The 16,834-nt window shown below is 38.5% G+C and carries 18 protein-coding genes; 6 read left to right on the plus strand and 12 right to left on the minus strand.

What is annotated here, in order from left to right; translation table 11 throughout:
* Positions 1-6 precede the first annotated feature (6 nt).
* From ACMCNP_RS02135 to purE, 3 genes are read left to right on the plus strand one after another with little or no spacing between them, the layout of a single operon-like run.
* On the plus strand, positions 7-681 hold the full coding sequence (locus ACMCNP_RS02135) for an L-threonylcarbamoyladenylate synthase (RefSeq protein ID WP_419313183.1): 675 nt from the start codon (positions 7-9) through the stop codon (positions 679-681).
* Entirely contained in the window at positions 653-1,561 is a 909-nt protein-coding gene (gene mtnP, locus ACMCNP_RS02140; RefSeq protein ID WP_419313186.1) for an S-methyl-5'-thioadenosine phosphorylase, read from the plus strand. The genes ACMCNP_RS02135 and mtnP overlap by 29 nt, the downstream gene beginning before the upstream one ends.
* 37 nt (positions 1,562-1,598) lie before the next feature.
* Positions 1,599-2,099, plus strand: a complete 501-nt coding sequence (gene purE / locus ACMCNP_RS02145) for a 5-(carboxyamino)imidazole ribonucleotide mutase (RefSeq protein WP_419313188.1) — start codon at positions 1,599-1,601, stop codon at positions 2,097-2,099.
* Here purE and ACMCNP_RS02150 read toward each other — a convergent pair.
* From ACMCNP_RS02150 to ACMCNP_RS02205, 12 genes are all read right to left on the minus strand, one after another.
* The gene (locus ACMCNP_RS02150) at positions 2,084-3,562 is read right to left on the minus strand and encodes a DNA recombination protein RmuC (protein WP_419313191.1); all 1,479 of its coding nucleotides are present in this window, start codon (positions 3,560-3,562) and stop codon (positions 2,084-2,086) included. The two genes, purE and ACMCNP_RS02150, sit on opposite strands and share 16 nt — an antisense overlap.
* Positions 3,563-3,583: 21 nt before the next feature.
* Positions 3,584-5,389, minus strand: coding sequence for a dihydroorotate dehydrogenase (locus ACMCNP_RS02155; protein ID WP_419313194.1), 1,806 nt, complete (start codon positions 5,387-5,389; stop codon positions 3,584-3,586).
* On the minus strand, positions 5,368-5,952 hold the full coding sequence (rimI, locus tag ACMCNP_RS02160; protein WP_419313197.1) for a ribosomal protein S18-alanine N-acetyltransferase: 585 nt from the start codon (positions 5,950-5,952) through the stop codon (positions 5,368-5,370). Before rimI ends, ACMCNP_RS02155 begins: the two co-directional genes overlap by 22 nt.
* Before the next feature lie 28 nt (positions 5,953-5,980).
* On the minus strand, positions 5,981-6,808 hold the full coding sequence (locus tag ACMCNP_RS02165; protein WP_419313200.1) for a nitrilase-related carbon-nitrogen hydrolase: 828 nt from the start codon (positions 6,806-6,808) through the stop codon (positions 5,981-5,983).
* 52 nt (positions 6,809-6,860) lie between these two features.
* Entirely contained in the window at positions 6,861-8,702 is a 1,842-nt protein-coding gene (gene typA, locus ACMCNP_RS02170) for a translational GTPase TypA (RefSeq protein ID WP_419313203.1), read from the minus strand.
* Between the two features lie 238 nt (positions 8,703-8,940).
* Complete coding sequence (locus ACMCNP_RS02175) at positions 8,941-9,144, minus strand: cold shock domain-containing protein (protein ID WP_419313205.1); 204 nt, start codon at positions 9,142-9,144, stop codon at positions 8,941-8,943.
* Between the two features lie 138 nt (positions 9,145-9,282).
* The gene (gene rlmB / locus ACMCNP_RS02180; RefSeq protein ID WP_419313208.1) at positions 9,283-10,041 is read right to left on the minus strand and encodes a 23S rRNA (guanosine(2251)-2'-O)-methyltransferase RlmB; all 759 of its coding nucleotides are present in this window, start codon (positions 10,039-10,041) and stop codon (positions 9,283-9,285) included.
* Positions 10,042-10,124: 83 nt separating this feature from the next.
* A complete protein-coding gene (pyrF, locus tag ACMCNP_RS02185) occupies positions 10,125-10,919 on the minus strand; it encodes an orotidine-5'-phosphate decarboxylase (protein WP_419313211.1) in 795 nt (264 codons plus the stop codon).
* Positions 10,920-10,925: 6 nt separating this feature from the next.
* Positions 10,926-12,179 (minus strand): divergent polysaccharide deacetylase family protein, encoded by a 1,254-nt coding sequence (locus ACMCNP_RS02190; RefSeq protein WP_419313214.1) that lies wholly within the window; start codon positions 12,177-12,179, stop codon positions 10,926-10,928.
* 2 nt (positions 12,180-12,181) lie between these two features.
* Positions 12,182-13,522: a S41 family peptidase gene (locus ACMCNP_RS02195; protein ID WP_419313216.1), complete on the minus strand. Its 1,341-nt coding sequence runs from the start codon at positions 13,520-13,522 to the stop codon at positions 12,182-12,184.
* A gap of 3 nt (positions 13,523-13,525) precedes the next feature.
* On the minus strand, positions 13,526-14,194 hold the full coding sequence (locus ACMCNP_RS02200; RefSeq protein WP_419313219.1) for a hypothetical protein: 669 nt from the start codon (positions 14,192-14,194) through the stop codon (positions 13,526-13,528).
* An 87-nt stretch (positions 14,195-14,281) separates the two neighbouring features.
* Positions 14,282-14,533, minus strand: a complete 252-nt coding sequence (locus ACMCNP_RS02205; protein ID WP_419313222.1) for a hypothetical protein — start codon at positions 14,531-14,533, stop codon at positions 14,282-14,284.
* 109 nt (positions 14,534-14,642) lie between these two features.
* Here ACMCNP_RS02205 and thiE point away from each other — a divergent pair, with 109 nt between their 5' ends.
* The 3 genes from thiE to ACMCNP_RS02220 all read left to right on the plus strand — a co-directional run bounded on the left by thiE (position 14,643) and on the right by ACMCNP_RS02220 (position 16,814).
* Entirely contained in the window at positions 14,643-15,308 is a 666-nt protein-coding gene (gene thiE, locus ACMCNP_RS02210; RefSeq protein WP_419313225.1) for a thiamine phosphate synthase, read from the plus strand.
* Positions 15,299-15,943, plus strand: coding sequence for a cell division ATP-binding protein FtsE (gene ftsE, locus ACMCNP_RS02215; RefSeq protein WP_419313228.1), 645 nt, complete (start codon positions 15,299-15,301; stop codon positions 15,941-15,943). The genes thiE and ftsE overlap by 10 nt, the downstream gene beginning before the upstream one ends.
* 169 nt (positions 15,944-16,112) lie before the next feature.
* Complete coding sequence (locus ACMCNP_RS02220; RefSeq protein WP_419313231.1) at positions 16,113-16,814, plus strand: cell division protein FtsX; 702 nt, start codon at positions 16,113-16,115, stop codon at positions 16,812-16,814.
* Positions 16,815-16,834: the final 20 nt, after the last annotated feature.

The raw sequence follows: 16,834 nt of genomic DNA on the forward strand, positions 1-16,834 counted from the left end.
TCTGCTATGATTAAGACTTACGACATGGAAACCATTGGCGATGAGGATTATACGGATATCGCCAAACATTTAAAATCATCGGGCTTGATTATATATCCTACCGAAACCTCTTATGCCGTAGGAGCCGATGCGTTAAATGATTCCGCCGTACAAAAGGTCTTCCGCTTAAAAAACAGAGATGCCGGCAAACCTTTTCCCATACTGGTCAAAGACTTAAATATGCTGATAGGCCTTGCCTCGGTCAACAGGCGAGAGGAGGATATAATTTCTAAATTCTGGCCGGGAGTGCTTACTATCCTTTTCAAGTCAAAAAAAATACCCGAAAAATATCTGTTTAACGCGGGCTCTGAATTTATCGGCGCAAGAATCTCCCCTCATCCGTTCGCGCTTAGATTATTCGAAGAAATAGATTTCCCGATAACGGCAACGAGCGCCAACTTATCCGGTAAAGGCGGTATATCCGACTTTAATACCTTGTTAGAAAATAGATTTTTTACCCTTCTATCATCGGATAAAGAAGATGTTATACTCATAAACGGCAAAAAACTTCCGGGTGGAGCCTCCACTATAATCAAGGTCGCAAGAAAAAAAATAGAAATAATCAGGGAGGGTGACAACAACATCAAGGAAAGGTTGATTTGTTCTATAAAAAATGGCGGAAATTGTCATAACGCATTATAACAAAGGAGACGGCATGGAAGAAAACGACGGAATATTAGGCGTAATAGGAGGCAGCGGACTATACCGAATGGACGGACTTAAAAACGTAAGAGAGAAATACATGGATACTCCGTTTGGAGACCCGTCGGATAAATTGGTTTTTGGTGAAATATCCGGAAAAAAAATAGTATTTATTCCCCGGCACGGAAGAGAACATAAAATACTTCCATCCGAAATAAATTATGCAGCCAATATTTATGCGCTGAAGGCTTCGGGCGTAAAACAAGTAATTTCCGTAAGCGCCGTAGGAAGCCTTGACAGAAACATAAAGCCGGGCGATATCGTAATAATCGACCAGTTTTTAGATTTTACAAAAATCAGAAAAAGCACGTTTTTCGGCAACGGCTTAGTTGCTCATGTTTCCATGGCGGAACCTGTTTGCCCGCATCTTCGCGAAATAGTTATAAATTCATGCAAGTCGTTAGCTATTCCGCATCACATAAATGGTTCTTACGTTTGCATAGAGGGTCCTCAATTTTCTACAAAAGCCGAGTCTTTTTTCTATAAAAATATCGGCGCAAGCGTAATAGGAATGACAAACGCAACCGAGGCAAAACTTGCAAGGGAAGCCGAACTCTGCTACGCAACCATTGCTATGGCAACGGATTACGACTGCTGGCACGAGGTGGAAGACAACGTCAACGCCGATATGATCCTTAAAATCCTCAACGATAATGCCGAAAAAGCAAAAAATATCATAAAGAAATCGCTTGAAGAGACGATATTGACCGAGACCGATTCATGCTGTTGCGGCTCTTCCCTTCAAAAATCGGTGGTAACCGAAAAAAGCAGGGTTCCTGAAGATACATTAAAAAAGCTGTCTATATTCAATTTATATTAATAAAACTATTATCGTTAAAAAATAGGAAGAATAAAAAATGGATGTTTTAATTCTTATAGGCTCTAAAAATGATTTAAGTGAAATAGAGGGGTGTGTCCAACTCCTAAAAAAATTCGACGTTTCATTCGAACTGCACATCACATCGGCTCATAGGACACCGAAAAGAACTATGGAGATTGTCGAATCCGCAGAAAAGAACGGAACAAAGGTTATAATAGCCGCTGCCGGAATGAGCGCTCACCTGCCCGGTATCGTTTCTGCCCTGACTGTTCTTCCGGTTATCGGAGTACCGCTGAATGCCTCCGCCCTTAACGGACTTGACAGCCTTTTATCGATAGTTCAGATGCCGACTGGAATTCCCGTAGGCACGACCGCCATAGGGAAAAGCGGGGCTTCCAATGCCGCCATTCTGGCAGTCTCTATTCTTGCGATATGCGATAGTTCCCTTACTCAAAAACTAAAAAAATACAGAAAGGAAATGGAAGAATCCGTCATTAAGGCGGACAGCGAACTTGATGCCGGCTATTCGTCTATATAGGTTACATCGGTTTCTATCTCTTCGCCGTCAAATTTATCTTCGTCAAGCGATTTAGTAACTTTTGCTCCTAATTTCTTGATTTTATCAAATCTGCCCATTATATTTCCTCTTCCGGTAGAAAGCCGACTTCTCGACTCTTCGTAAGCATCCCTTGTCTTTTCCAGGTTCTTTCCTATATCCTCCATGCTTTTGCTGAAGGAACAAAATTTATCGTAAAGGTTTCCGGCAATCTTCATTATATCGTATGCGTTTTTCATGCTCTTCTCGTGAATCCAAAGACTGGAAACTATTCTCAGAATAAGCATAATAATAGACGGGGTTGCAATGACAATATTTCTGCTGTAAGCATATGTTAAAAGATCTCTGTCGTAGTTTATGGCGACAGTATAAGAAAATTCTATCGGTATAAACATAACAACGGCATCAAGGCTGTTTGCCCCTAACAATCCCGAATAATTCTTTTCGCTTAACTCGTTTATATGTTTTTTGATGGAATTTATATGAGACTTTAAAAATCTGTCTTTATCTTTGCCGACATCGGTGTTTGAACCGCCGTATCCGTTATGGCTCTCAGAATTGATATATCTTTCGTAATCGGTTAAAGATACCTTGGAATCTATTATCAAATCCCTTTTTTGCGGAAAATGGACTATAACGTCGGGCCTTAGTTTAATTGTACCCTCCGTTTCATCAGATGTTTCTAACGTTTTTTGAATTTCATAGTGGGTGTCCTTAATGAGACCAGAATCTTCTAACAGCTTTTCTAATATCATCTCTCCCCAATCGCCCTGAACCTTAGCTGTACCTTTCAGCGCAGTAGTCAGATTATCGGCCGTACGTTTCATCGTACTCTCGGTCTCTACGAGTTTGCCTATTTCCGCTTGCAGCGAAAATCTCTGTTTAGACTCTTTATCGTAGGTTTCTTCAACTCTCTTTTGAAATTCATTAATTTTCTCCGAAAGGGGATTTAATATGCCGTAAATACTTTCCCTGTTAATCTCCGTAAATTTTTTACTCTTATCATCGAGCATTTTTGAAGACAGGTTCTCGAAAGCATCCTTAAATCTGTTTTCAAGGTCGAAAAATTCATGCTTTTGTTCTGCCAACCTCAATTCGTAATCATTTTTCTGATTTTCTATCTTTTCTTTCAAATTTTTATTATCGGCGACCAATCCGGAAGTGCGAATATAGAGATCCTTATTTTCTCCCCTAAGTTTCTCCGCCAGCATATTAGAATCTCTTAACGCAATATTCGTTCTGTCAAATCGTTCCCTTAACGCCTTTATCTCCTCTTCAAATACTATGTACTTTTTAATAATGGCATCTTTCTCAATCGAACTTGCCGAAATAATGTCTTCGTAACGGTTCCTGAGTATGCCGGTGTATTTTAAGAAAAATATCACGGAAACTATCAAAATTATTAAAAGCGCTGAAGATAACGCTATCGGTAAATATATAATCATCTTTAAATATTATTAAATATTTTATCTGTTTGCAAGCCCTATTAATCCGTAAATATTGTCAAATCCGCTCCGGATTAGATAATTTTTTAATCCCTCTACTATTTCGGGAATAATTTTATGATTTATAAAGGAATATGTCCCTACCGAAACAGCGGTAGCCCCCGCAAGAAAAAACTCTGCCGCATCCTCCCACGAACTTATCCCGCCCATCCCTATAACCGGAATCCTGACACTGTTATATACGTCGCTAACGAGTTTAATTGCAATAGGCTTAACGGCCGGTCCAGATAATCCCCCAAAACCATTGCCTAAACTGAATTTCTTTGTCTCTATGTCAATCTTAGCCGCCGGAATCGTGTTTATCAGCGATATAACGTCTGCCCCCGCCTTTTCACAAACCTCGGCAATCAAAGATATATTGCTTACCATGGGGGTCAGCTTTACTATTAACGACATTTTATCGCCTACCGCTTCTCTTACCGACGAAACTAATTCATATACAATCTCGGGATCGGAGCCGAAAGCCCTTCCGCCTTCCTTGACGTTAGGACACGAAATATTTACCTCCAATGCATCGATACCGTGAAGTCTCGACAGCCTTTTCGCCAGTTCGATATACTCTTCGACACTGCTTCCGAAAAAATTCACTATCACCGGTTTTTTAAATTTCTTCAAGAAAGGCAGTTTATCGTCTCTAAACCTTTTAAATCCGACATTTTGAAGCCCTATGGAATTGATTAAACCGCATGACGATTCGCAAATCCTCGGCATAGTGTTCCCCATGGACGGATTTAGCGAAATGCCCTTAGATACCAATGCGCCGAAATATGTATAATCTACGATATCAGCAAATTCCTCTCCGTATCCGAATGTGCCGGATGCCGGCATAACCGGATAATCAAGAATTAATCCCCCGAGTCTTACGGAAAGATCTATTTCCCGATGAGCGGAAACATCTATCCTCACCGGCTTGACCGCATCCGCTCTTTTTATGTTTTCCCCGTAAATCTCGTCGGCATAAAAAACAGGCCCGTCCTTACAAACCCTCTTATACTCAAAACCGTCCGTGTGCTCCGCCTTTATCTTTACCGCGCATCCGAGACAGACACCCACACCGCACCCGAAACCCTCTTCTATGGACATTTGTAAATTGCTTGATAGACCGGATACGGAAAACTTTGAAATAAGAGCGTTAAGCATGGGTTTAGGTCCGCAGGCGTAAAACGAAACATCTCCTGCGGTATAATCGGCAATATTTTTATTGAGCAGTTCAATGACATTCCCTTTAAATCCGAACGACCCATCGTCCGTCGCAAAATAGACTTCGTCAAATTTTGAATGGATACTATACCGGAAGTAAAGGTCTTCCGCCTTGCCTGCGGCATAGTATAAAACTATCTTATCATTACGATCGTCCTTGTTGCCGCAAATATAATCCGAAATGGAATATAGCGGTGCAATGCCGATGCCTCCGGCAATTAACACATGAGTTTTTCCAGAATTAAGATTAAATCCGTTCCCTAACGGACCCGTCAGGTCTAAAAAATCTCCTTCACGCATTTTGCTTAATGCTTCCGTGGAAACCCCTGCGACCTTATATAAAACTTCGAATTCATAATCGTTAAATTTATTAAAAACGGAAAACGGCCTGCCAAGAAGCGGATTAAAATTATTCAGGTCGGATTTTATCATAACAAACTGTCCGGGCTTGTAGTTCGATGCTATAAAACGGTTTTTAAGCCTTAAGATATAAGTTCCTTCAGTATCTTTTATCCTCCGGTTAACCGTTATTTCACATCTTTCGCTTATAATTTTTTTACCATGCATAGAGCGTCCTCTCCGTTGTCATCATAATAACGCTTTCTCGACATAAATATCTTAAAACCAAATTTCTTGTAGAGATTTATGGCCCTTGTGTTAGAAACCCTTGTTTCCAATAAAAAATATTTTACACCGATATTTCCGTATTTATTTATAACATAACCCATCATTAAAGAACCTATGCCTTTCGATTGCATATCCGCCGATACCGTTATGTCAAGTATGTGCATCTCGTCTATGACGTTATAAAATATGAAAAATCCAATAATGGCAGAACACAAATCAAATGTCATATCCGGACGGATATCCAAGCATTCCCCGGAGGACGAAACGATTCTTCCGGCGCATGCTTCCCCTGCCAATTTTGTGGTATTTTCTCCTGATCCACCCGAATAACATATTATAAAGCCGGAACCTTCTCTTTTTAACTCGTCGTCAAACATTTTTCTATCCCAGACAGTCTGAGAAACCCGTGAATGCATATCGAACATTTCTTCGATAATATATTTGGATAACGTTCGAGCCCCGGTCTTCATAAATTCTTTCAGATCAAGGAGGTTTACTTCCATAAAAAAATATCTAAATTTTATTTTTTTATTAATAATTAATAATATCTTTATAAGCGTCCTTAGAGCGGTTTTCAATAAACGGCCATCTTCTTCTTGCGTTTTCTATTTCCTTAGTGTCTATATTGTAAATAAGAGCACATTCGTTTATACCCGCAAAATCATCTATCATATTGCCGTCCGGCGCTATGCAAAACGACTTCCCGTAAAAATCAAGCGACTTATCCCTGCCGACCTTATTTACCCTAAGGACGTAAACGCCGTTTAAAAAAGCATTTGCGGAAATGGCCAAAAACCATTTTCCGTTAGTATTGAATGCAGATGCTGTGGGGGCAAAAATAATTTCCGCCCCTTTTAAGGATAATATCCTGGAAGATTCGGGATAAAAATTATCCCAGCACATTTGAATACCGATGGTCCCGAAACTTGTTTTGAAAACCGGAAAATCGTTTCCGTTTGAAAAATAGGATTTTTCAAAATAATATTCAACGTTCGGAATGTGAACTTTTCTATAAATGCCTAAAAGAACTCCCTTTTCGCTTATAACGGCGGAGCTGTTATAATAATAATTTCCTGATTTTTCAAAAAAAGGGACTATGATAACCATATTGAATTTCATAGCCTGTTCTTTAAAAATACTTATGGTCCTGCCGTTAAAATCCTCTGCCGCTTCAAGATTATTTTTTATTTTATCTTCATCGTTATCCTGCAAAAACCAACTTAATAAAAAAAGTTCCGGAAAACAGATTATATTAACATTGTTTTTAGATGCCATCAATAAAAAATCTACGGCTTTTTTAATCGACGAATCTTTATTCTTTGAGGGCAGCATCTGAACAGCACAAACTTTAACTCTCATCCTATGCCTATCCTATATTATTGTTTGCAATTTACGCTATATAATATTTATATTATACCTTAAGAAGCCCTCTGGATTTTTTTTTACGGTCGGTTTCGGATGATATTTTTTTTCTCAGACGAATAGATTTCGGAGTAAATTCTACAAGCTCGTCGTCCTCTATAAACTCCATGGCATATTCAATAGTAAGCCTTACCGGAGTCGTTAACGCTATCATTTCGTCGGAAGCCTTCGACCTCATATTTGTAAGCTGCTTCCTCTTGCACGGATTCACGGAGATATCTCCCGGCTTAGAATGAATGCCTATTATCATACCTTCGTAAACCTCGTCTTGGGGAGCGATAAAAAGGACACCCCTCTCCTGAAGGTTAAATAAACCATATGAATTAGCCGTTCCGCCCCCCATGGACACCATTACTCCATTTTTCCTTGGGGATATGTCAAAGGCATATTCGTCAAATTTATAAAAATTATGGTTCATCGTTCCGGTACCCTTAGTCATGGTCAAAAATTCATTATGGAACCCCATTATGCTTCGTGATGGAATAATAAATTCGAGATACGTATTATCTTTATCGTCCTTCGTCATATCTACCAAATTGCCCTTCATGGAAGAAAGTCTTTCAAGTACGGAGCCGGTGAAATCATTTTTTATGGTAATATATAAAAGTTCATAGGGCTCCATTTTCTTTCCCCCTATCTCTTTTATTACGCCTTTAGGCTTAGAAATAGCAAATTCAAACCCCTCCCTTCTCATTTTTTCTATCAAAATGGAGAGATGCAGGAGTCCCCTGCCGTAAACATCGAATACCGTTTCGTCTCCCGTATCCATAACCTTTAGCCCTACGTTGTTAGATACCTCTTTATACAACCGTTCCCTTAGCTGCCTTGTAGTAACGAGCTTTCCTTCTTTTCCGCAAAAAGGACTTTTATTAACTATAAAATTTATAAGAATGACAGGTTCGTCTATCTTTATTCTCTGCAGCGGATGATCCGGTTTTCCGTTTACAATATAATCTCCGGCGCTTACCCCCGCGAGCCCTGTCACAAGCGCAATATCGCCTTCGTTAATTTCTTCCGTTTCCAATCGCTTAAGCCCGTCGAATAAAAACATCTTGGTGGGCTTTGCTTTAATTAATTCATCCTTGACATTATATAAATACACCTGATCCATTACCCTAAGCTTTCCCGACTTTACTACGCCTATGGCGGTTGCTCCGAGAAAATCGTCCCGCCCTATGCTTATAACCAAAAATTCGAGATTAGATCCGTTTGAGATGGAGGGGGGCGGTATGAACTCTATTATAGATTCAAAGAGTGCATTTAACCCGCTTTTATGCCTGTCGTCTTCTTTAATGCTCAAATCTTTTATTGCGTAGCCCTCTTTTGCAGAGGAATAAATGACCGGAAAATCCAAATCTACGTCCTCTCCTCCAAGTTCAAGAAATAAATCGTAAACCATCTCAAGAACTTCCTCCGGTCTTGCGCTGGGTCTATCTATCTTATTTATCACGAGCACTATATGTAATTTATATTCGAAACATTTTTTTAAAATAAATCTGGTCTGCGGCATGGGGCCGTCGAGAGCATCTACAAGAAGCAGCACTCCGTCCACCATAGTTAGAATCCTTTCGACTTCGCTGCCGAAATCTCCGTGCCCCGGAGTATCCACTATATTGATTCTATAATCTCTAAATTTTATGCCCGTGCATTTGGAGAGAATGGTTATTCCCCTCTCCTTCTCTAACTCATCGCTATCCATTGCCCTATCCGGCAAGGCATCCGAGTCCCTTTTGCTTACGTTCTCCTTGAGCATTTTATTAATGAGAGTGGTTTTTCCGTGATCTACATGGGCAACCACCGCTATATTTCTTATTTTATCTTGAAAATTCAATTATTTTCCTCCATTATTAAAGCTAAAACTTAACAAAACAAGTTTGCTTTTAAAACAAAAAAACCCCAATAAATTTAGTTTATTTACTGGGGTAAATGATTTCTAAATGGTCAAACTCTTAAAACGGTATACTCTTATTCGCTTGCTATCATTACTTTTCCGCAAAGGATAGTGAATTTGTAGTGTGGTATTTAACGCAAGTAGATCTTATACACCGCTTAAAACAATAAATTAAAGATTAACCCTTCGTTACGTTGATAGCTTGGGGCCCCTTCGCGCCGTTGGTAATTTCGAATTCTACTTTCTGTCCCTCTGTCAGGGTCTTGAAGCCGTCCTGCGAAATCGCAGAATAATGGACAAAAACATCCGGTCCGTCTTCCTGTTCGATAAAACCAAAACCTTTGCTGTCGTTAAACCATTTCACTTTCCCTTGGTACCTCATACTTAACTTCTCCTTACATCTTAAGCTGCCATAAAAACAGCAGCTATTTATTAAAATTGTGCTTTTTGCCTAAACAGCTAGACAAACAAGCTAATTTACTAAGTCTATACTACCGCATAAATAAAGTCAAGTTAATTTTTAATCCGTTTTTCTCTGCCTTATAATTTCGTAAGCCGTAACGGCAAAACTGACGGATGCATTTAAAGAATTTATATTGCCTGCCATTGGAATTTTCAAAACCTTTTCGCATTTTTCTATGGTCAATCTCCTTAGACCCCTCCCCTCGGAGCCGATTACGACAGCGACCGGCACGTTATAATCCGTCTCGTAAATAGTATCCTCCGATTCGTTTGAAAGCCCGACAACCAAGATGCCGCGCTCCTTTAAATCCCTAATGGTACGCGAGATATTTACCACCCTCGTCATGTTCACGTAAAATAATGCGCCTTGAGAAACATATGCTACCGAGGGCGTTATAAAAACAGAATTGGACTTCGGCAATATAATCCCCGAAACACCGACACAGTTTGCTGTCCTGATTATAGAACCTAAATTCTGAGGATCGGTAATCTCGTCAAGAATTAAATATAAGGGCATAGACTGTGAAGAACTGCCGGCGTTTGCCTCGTCGAATAATTTTTCGTAAACCTTTTCCGTATATTCGATATTTGCGGCAATACCCTTCACAAGGGCTTCTTTCCCGAAATATTTTATAAATGTATTATCATTTTTCGTAACAATATTGATATTTTTATCCTTGAGGAGTTTTATTAGGTCTTTATCAATCTTTCCGTTTCTCCGTTTTTTTTCGCTGACGCATATTTCACCGCCCCTCTTCAAATTCCCCGAAAGAATCGCTTCTTTAAGGGTATTTACGCCGTAAACGGTTAAAATCATATTTTTACTCCCCATTTTATTATATTATTTACCGTATTTAGAAAATTGCCGGGGACTGCCGCTAAAATAACCGCAGACGATTCTCATTTACAGTTATTTTCAATATCGTAATAGATATTCTGCAAGGCATCCGCCGGATTTGCCGCGGCGGTTATTTCTCTTCCCACGACGATATAATCCGCTCCCGAATTAAAAGCCGCAGACGGCGTCATCACCCTTTTCTGATCGTCCATCGGGGTGGTCTTGGCGGCATCTATATTTTTATCATTAAAGGATTTAAGCCTTATTCCGGGGGTTATCGTCTTAAAGTCGCCGCCTAAAATATTTTTTATCCTCAGCGATTCATGCCCGGAACATACGACCCCGTCTAAACCGGAAATCTTAGCCGATTTTGCAAGATGCAGGGCTAAATCGGAGACGATATTTCTGCCAAGCCCGCCGGAGGCATTATTCTCATCTTCAAAATTGTAAAATATCCGATTTATATCTGCATCGGACAGATTGGTTAATACCGTTACGGCAATGACGTCGATATTTTTACCGGTTATATTCGACGCTTCTTCGGCGCCCCTTTTTGCCGCTCTCATCATATTAACGCCCCCGGAGGCATGAACGTTAATTATGTCTACGCCTAATTTTCCTGCAGACTTGACGGCCCTGTACACGGTATTGGGTATATCATGAAATTTAAGATCGAGAAATATTTTTCCGCCGCAATCCTTTATTAAGTCTATCCCGTTAATTCCGCAGGACGTAAATGCTTCCGAGCCTATTTTATAGAAATAAGCCTCTCCTTTAAGCCTTTCAACAAGGCGTCTAATTGAACTCAAATCATCGTAATCTAAAGCAATTATAACCCTTTCTTTAAAATCTTTCATAAAAATCTACCTCAAAAATTCACACAACGGAACGAACATATACCCGGCTTTTTTAAGCTTCGGTATTTCGCGCATTAGGACCTTAACCGTATCGGGTCTCGGATGCCCTATAACTATAACCCTTTTAAATTTATCCGCCAGATATGTGGCAATCTCAATCTGATTTTTTATATATCCGACAGAAGGCTTGTCGTCGAGAAAAACATCCCTTCGAGCCGACGGAAGACCCTTTTCTATGGCACATCGGTAAGCATAACTGTCTATATCCGTAAAACTGTCCATGAAAAACATTTTTTTATCTTTAAAAACCGAAATAGCATCGCAAATTTTTTTTCTATCGGACGTAAACATCGACCCCTCATGATTGTTTGCCCCGTCTATAAACGGAAGCATGCCTATATCGGTCAAAATTTTTCTTCTTATCTCTTTCTTATTCATATGAATATACAAGGCTCCGTCGCCGGGAAAAAGCAGTGTATTAACAGGCTCCATAGGTATGTGCAGGATTGTTTCGTATCCCGCTTTATGAAGCTCCAAATCTATCTCTTTAGAATAAGGGGCGTATGGAAATATAGCAAACGTTATAGGTGTATGAAGCGAAATCAGCTTATTTATATATAACGTGTCGTATCCTATGTCGTCGATATCCAAGGCAATCTTGGGGGAATTCACGTACTCTCTCACAGATTCGAAACCGCTGTTATCAAGCCCTTTCACTATAAAGAGCACCTTTAAAAACAGTTTCGTCTTATCATAAACATAGATACATAAACAATTATTTTTTACGTCATATAAATAATAGCTTATAGGGGCTTCGGATGGAATTACGAACCGCTCGAATTCGTTTTCTAATTTTTTTTCTATTACATCAAATCTTGTTTTTTTTGATATAAGAATATTAAATTTCAAAAAATTTACGTGAAGCGCTTTTAAATCTTTGCCGGAATTAACCGGAGGTTTAACTATCAAACTAATATTCTGAATTATAATATTGCTCTTCGATATATTAAGGTTTTTTAAGGTTTTCTTAAAAAAGATTTTAAAGGCTTTTATCGGATATTTTTTATATTCCTTTATTTTTAATGCAGTTTCGTTAAATTGCTTGCGTTCGGAATAATATTTTTTTGAAAGAATCTTTGCCGGTTTAAATATAAACCCGTAATAAATAAAAATAGATAGAAAAAGCAGAAGCAAAAAAATCGATACGGTCAAAAAAATCTTAATTCTATATCCTGTTTTATTACCTTTATTATTCGCCAAGTTTATTTTACTCCTATGCCCTTCCTAAGGATATTCCAACTTCTAAGAAGTTCATAGGCAAATCTGAACTGATTGTCTTTTTTAAAATAAACCTTAAAAGTTTTATATGCGGGCTTCACCTTCAGCCTGCCGCTTTCCGGATTTTTAAAATGATGCCTCAAATCTATCTCTCTCAATCGCTTCAGGTGTTTTAAAAATACAAAATCCTTGGAACTGCGAACAATAAAATTGGGCGTAATACCCGTATCCTGAACCGAAACGCCGTTAGGGAGAAAATAAAAAGCCGTAGTAAGCCCCATACCCGCACCGTCCGGCAGGGTATAAACCGTCTGCACGGATCCCTTTCCAAACGTTTCGGTTCCGACTACTATAGCCCTCTTATGCGCCTGCAGACTCCCTGCAGTTATTTCGGCGGCACTTGCCGTTCCGGCATTAACAATTACTATAATCGGATACTCCGGGACGACGCGCCTTCCCGATGCATAATATTTTACGTCCTGAGATTTTATTCTTCCCTTGGTATAAACTATTACGCCGCTTTTTATAAAATCACTACAGACCTTGACGGCTTCGTTCAATAACCCGCCAGGATTGTTTCTCAGGTCTATTATTAAACCCTTAATCCCGTGCTCTTTTAGTCTTATTATCTTTAATGCCCTTAAAAGCTGAATATTAGTGTGTTCCTGAAAGCTTGAAATCCTGATATAGCCTATATGTCCGGGAAGAATCATATATTTTACGCTTTTCAACTTTATTCTTTCCCTGGTGATATTAAAGACCTTCGGGTGCTTAAACCCTTTTCGTCCTATTAAAAGTTTTACGCTCGTACCGTCTCTGCCGTGCAAAAGACCGACTGCTTTCATGATATTCATGTTATATGTCGAAATACCGTTAATTTTTTCTACGATATCTCCGGCTTTAATGCCGGCCTTAGCGGCGGGGGTCCCGTCAATCGGTGCAATTATTACTATATAGTTATCTTTTTGGGAAATTTCAATCCCCAAACCGACATATTCACCCGTTGTTTCCGACTTCATTTGCCTAAATTCGTCCGGCGTAAGAAAATAGGTATGAGGGTCAAGGGTCGCTGTCATTCCTTCTATTGCGCCAAATATAAGCTTTTTAGAGCTCTCTTTCTTTATGTAATTATTTTTTATTAAGGTATATACCCTTGAGAAAAGCCTCAAATTTTTAAGCGAATTTCCTGTCAAAATTTCCCCGTTCGGCGAAGCCTTTACCGTTTCGGCAAAAGATATTTTTCCGTTTCCCAAAAATACAGCAAGCATACAAGACAATAATAAAAATGTTGAAAAATATTTTAAACCGCTTAAAAATTTGCCCATAGTTTACCTCAGTATAGTGAATGTTATATCATCTTTTTTGGAGTTTTTATTTAAATTATGGATTAATTTTATAACTTTATGCTTTAAAAATCTATTCTTTTTATCTTCCGTTATATATTTTGTTTTTAAAACTTTTATGTAATTATTTATTTCTCCTATTAAACTCTTTATTTTTTTTCTGGAGCTTTTAAAACCGTTTTTTGCGGATATGAAAATAATTTTCTCTTTACTTAAGTATTCTTTTATTTTTAGCAGTTTATTTTTGCGCACCGCTAATTTCGACAGTATTCCCTCCTCCCTGTCGATAACGTCTTTCATTTGATAATTTAAAACAAAATAATCGGCATTGTTTTTAAAAGACGATAATTTCACTGAATCGTATTCTTTCTGAAAGAAAAATATTCTCCTTATAAGCTTTCTTATAGTTGTATCGTCTTCTTTAATCTTATTTTTTACTATCCTTACCCTATGCGAAGCCATCTTTATTTTATCTCTTAAATCCAAAATATCCTTTTTCATTTTTAAAATTTTAGAAGATAAAAAAGAGGTTTCTTTTTTATAATAGGCAAGCCTTTCCGCAACAAGAGGATACTTTTTTCGAAGGTTCACTTGTTTATATTTATAGGATGATGCGATACGCACGGGGGGATAATGTGCAGCTAAAAATACCATCTTTCCCTTCACTTAATAAATTAGCCCGCATTCCATGCAATTTACGTTAGCATAGAAAAACGGGCAGAAAATTATACGCTTAAAACCTTAGCTTTTAACCTTCTTTGCTGCGGGAGCCTTCGTAGCTGCCGCTTTTTTAGCAGTAACCTTCTTTGCTGCGGGAGCCTTCGTAGCTGCCGCTTTTTTAGCAGTAACCTTCTTTGCTGCGGGAGCCTTCGTAGCTGCCGCGACCGGAGCCGTGGGGGCTTTTGGCGCCGGTTTACTCTTGGCGCAACCGGAAAATGCTACTACCGATACGGCCAAAAATACTCCTAAAACTAACACCGTAAACTTTTTCAAAATTTATCACCTCCTTTAATGTTTTTTATTCTATTTTTAGCCGTATATTTTGTCAAGAGAAATTTTTATTGGAAAAAATATGATATATAATATTATAATGAATAATAAAATGAAGAGATTTATTTTTCAAATAATAACTAAAGATTTTAATCTGACGGAAGAGAGGGAGTATCTCGGGGATATTGTTAAAATAGCCCTGGATTCTTTTGCCGATGTATTGCAATTAAGAAACAAAAAAATGACGCCCGGCAATATTTATCGCTCCGGCATTTTTATAAAAAATATCTTAAGCAATTCTTACCCGGGCAGAGCCGAAAAACCCCTCTTTATAATAAACGATAGACCCGACATAGCATACTTAGCCGGAGCAGACGGCGTCCACGTGGGACAGGACGATTTTCCGGCATGTACAGTAAAAAAACTATTCCCCGGTCTGATATTGGGCGTCAGCGTAGACGATTTAAATCAGGCGCTTATTGCGGAAAAAGCGGGAGCGGATTATATAGGCGTAGGGCCGGTTTACGACACGACGTCCAAGTCCGATGCCGGAGGCCTAATAAAACACAGGGAACTGAAAAATATATGTAATGCCGTGAACATACCTGTCATAGCGATAGGCGGTATAAACGACGGCAACATTTCCGACCTCGACTCGTGCGGCATAAATGGAGTAGCTGTAATAAGCGCGGTTTCTAACTCTGAAGACCCGTTAAAAACGGCCTGCGCTCTTAAAAAAAATATAGACGAATCTTTAAATATAAATAAATGCATTTAATAGAATTTAGTCACGTATATAAAAATTACGATAAAAATTACATATTGAGGGATTTAAATTTTACCGTCGATAAAGGAGAATTTATCTTTATTACCGGACCTTCCGGCGCAGGCAAGACAACGACCTTGAGAATGTTAACCGCCGTAGAAAAACCGACCCACGGGGCGATAAGATTCATGGACGCGGCACTGCAAGATTTAAAACCGAAGGACATACCCTTTCTGAGACGAAAGATAGGCTTCGTGTTTCAGGATTTTAAACTTCTTCCCGATAAAACCGTCTTTCAAAACGTAGCCCTCGGGCTTGAGGTCTCGGGAATTTTCGGCAGCATAATAACAAAAAACGTCTCTGAAATATTAAAATCGGTGGAACTTTATACGAAAAAAAACGAGTTTCCGACTGCCTTGTCCGGAGGGGAACAGCAACGGGTCGCGATTGCAAGGGCGCTTGTTCAAAACCCGCAGGTTCTTCTGGCGGACGAACCCACCGGCAACTTAGACGAAGACACGTCAAAAATTATCATGGATATAATAAAATCTTTTAATAACAAAGGCACTACGGTAATGCTGGCTACGCACAATAAAAATCTTATAAATATGGGAAGGGCGCGCGTAATTGATATCACAAAGAGTTAATTATTTTACAAATTATTTCAAGATAGCGCTTTCAAACATTAAATCCAATATTGCGGGAAACATTTTCGCTTTTGCAATAATGGCATTTTCTTTCTTCATAATGCTATTTTTCCTCCTTTGCTACGTCAATATATATAACTATATGAATCTCTTCCAAAATCGGAACACGATGATAGTGTTTCTAAGGAACAATTCTAAAAAAAACAACGTCATGCATTTTATAAGGGAGATTTCAGGGGTTAAAAGCGCGGTTTATTACAGCAATGAATCCTCTATGAAATTTTTGGAAAATAGAATAAAACATATAAAATCTGTTTTGAAAGACATAAACCCAAATTATCTGCCATCATTCATAAAAATTAATTTTAAAAAAAGCGCCACGAGTAAAATATTTTTATCTAATATTTATTTACGACTAAAGGCTTTAAAAAGCGTTAATTCGGTTTACTATAATAAGATGCTTGAAAATAAAATCGTACAGTTTATCTTTTTTACGAAGGTAATAGGGCTTATTATTTTTATATTCTTATTCATATTATCCATTTTCATTTCATACAGCGCTATAAAACTTATTATACTCAGGAAGCAGGGTGAAATAGAAATATTGAGGCTTATAGGAGCCACGAACGGTTACATCAGGGCACCTATGTTTATAGAAAGCGGGGTAGGGGCGGCTTTATCCTTTTTGGTCTCCTTTTTACTTCTCTTTTTAATATTTAAGGTCTTTATGTTTTATGGATTTGACGGTTTTCTTGAATATTTTCATATTAAAATAATTTTTTTAGATTTATGGCAAATTCTTTCAGTGTTTATAATAGCCTTGATTTCCGGCTTTCTGGGAACGTATCTATCGTCTAAGAAGCTGTTTTAATAACCCCTGTCAGTTGGGTA

Origin of the sequence: Candidatus Acidulodesulfobacterium sp. H_13 (assembly GCF_048541835.1) — a bacterium.
GTDB lineage: Bacteria > SZUA-79 > SZUA-79 > Acidulodesulfobacterales > Acidulodesulfobacteraceae > QIJE01.